The following is a 1,160-nucleotide window of genomic DNA, read 5'->3' as shown; positions in this document are numbered from 1 at the left end:
CGGTAGCGCCGTCCCTGGCCAGCCGGCCAGTCGCCGAGGCATTCCAGGCCTTCCCAGGCGCTGCGGATGATGCGCTCGCGCTCAGGCGCGAATTTCAGCCTGATGGGGCGGGGAAACATCTTGTCGTTCAACGGTCGTCTCCATGATTGCCGCAAGTCGCCGGGCGACATGCGTGAGAGGCGTCCGGTAACGTCGGCGGCAGGGCAGGGTTCCCTTGCCCGGAGATCAAATCTCTGCGTCGATGTCCGACAGCGATCTCGGCGTCGGCGCTTCGGCGTTGTACGTGGCTGGGCGGTCATGCTCGAACTGTTCGGCGCCTGGCAAAGCGTGCAGCCAGGTCTCGCGCCTGGAGGTCCACAATTCATATTCGGGCACGAGATCGGTCGGCGCGATGTCGAGGCTGCCGATTGCCACCTCGGCCTCGTTGTCGTCGACCCAGGCGACGCGGCCGCCGCATGTCGGGCAAAAGCTGCGCGTGCCATAGGAGCTGACGAGGCCGGTGGTCTCGAAGGCCTCGCGCGGCCAGATGGCAAAGGCCGAATAGACCGAACCGCCGGCCTTGCGGCAATCCTTGCAATGGCACAGGCCGACGCGCAGCGGCGCGCCGTGAACCTCGAACTGCACGCCGCCGCACAGGCAGCTGCCGGTCCTGCGTATGGTGTCGGACATGACGACCTCCCTCAATGCGTGGCGCTGCGGGCCGGGTGGGACAGATGCTCGTCTGCCGTTTCGTTGGCCAGGATGAGAAACCGGGAAAAAGACATCCTGTTCACCGTACCACCAGGCCCGGTTGACACGGCCCGCAGCGTCTTCAACGCCGCCCAGGCGAAATGGTTTCGGCTAGCCGCGGGCCGCCATATGGGCGTCGAGCTTCTTGCGCGAGGGTCCGTAGCGCTTGATGATGGTCTGTGCCTCGCTTGGCGGAATGCCGTATTTGCGGGCAAAGGCGGCAACCTCGTAGGGCTCTTCGCCCGAGACCTGCTTGCGGTCCTGTTTCGTCTTCGACTTGTCGTCAGCCATCTCAGGCCTCGCTTTCTGTTGTCGGGGAAACGCGCAACCTTCGGCGCCCGCGATCAACACGACATAACACAGATCGGCGCCGCCGGTTCCACCAGGCGACACGGCCAGGCTGCAACCGGCCTGTATCAGGCCGATGGCCG

General features: G+C 65.3%; 2 protein-coding genes. Both read right to left on the bottom strand.

The features are described from left to right. Positions 1–225: 225 nt before the first annotated feature. Complete coding sequence (locus EN991_RS37090; RefSeq protein ID WP_127370569.1) at positions 226–669, bottom strand: GFA family protein; 444 nt, start codon at positions 667–669, stop codon at positions 226–228. Positions 670–840: 171 nt separating this feature from the next. Continuing rightward, positions 841–1,160: DUF3606 domain-containing protein (locus EN991_RS41435; protein WP_245461187.1), on the bottom strand; the 320-nt coding region annotated here is incomplete at its 5' end.

This window comes from Mesorhizobium sp. M7A.F.Ca.US.005.03.2.1, assembly GCF_003997795.1.
Classification (GTDB): Bacteria; Pseudomonadota; Alphaproteobacteria; order Rhizobiales; family Rhizobiaceae; genus Mesorhizobium; species Mesorhizobium ciceri.
The sequence above is the reverse complement of the archived record's forward strand: the minus strand, read 5'-3'. Positions and strand labels throughout refer to the sequence as shown.

Bases quoted from the DNA above. Each gene is read 5' to 3' on its own strand.
- EN991_RS37090 (WP_127370569.1), bottom strand. From the start codon at position 669: ATGTCCGACACCATACGCAGGACCGGCAGCTGCCTGTGCGGCGGCGTG.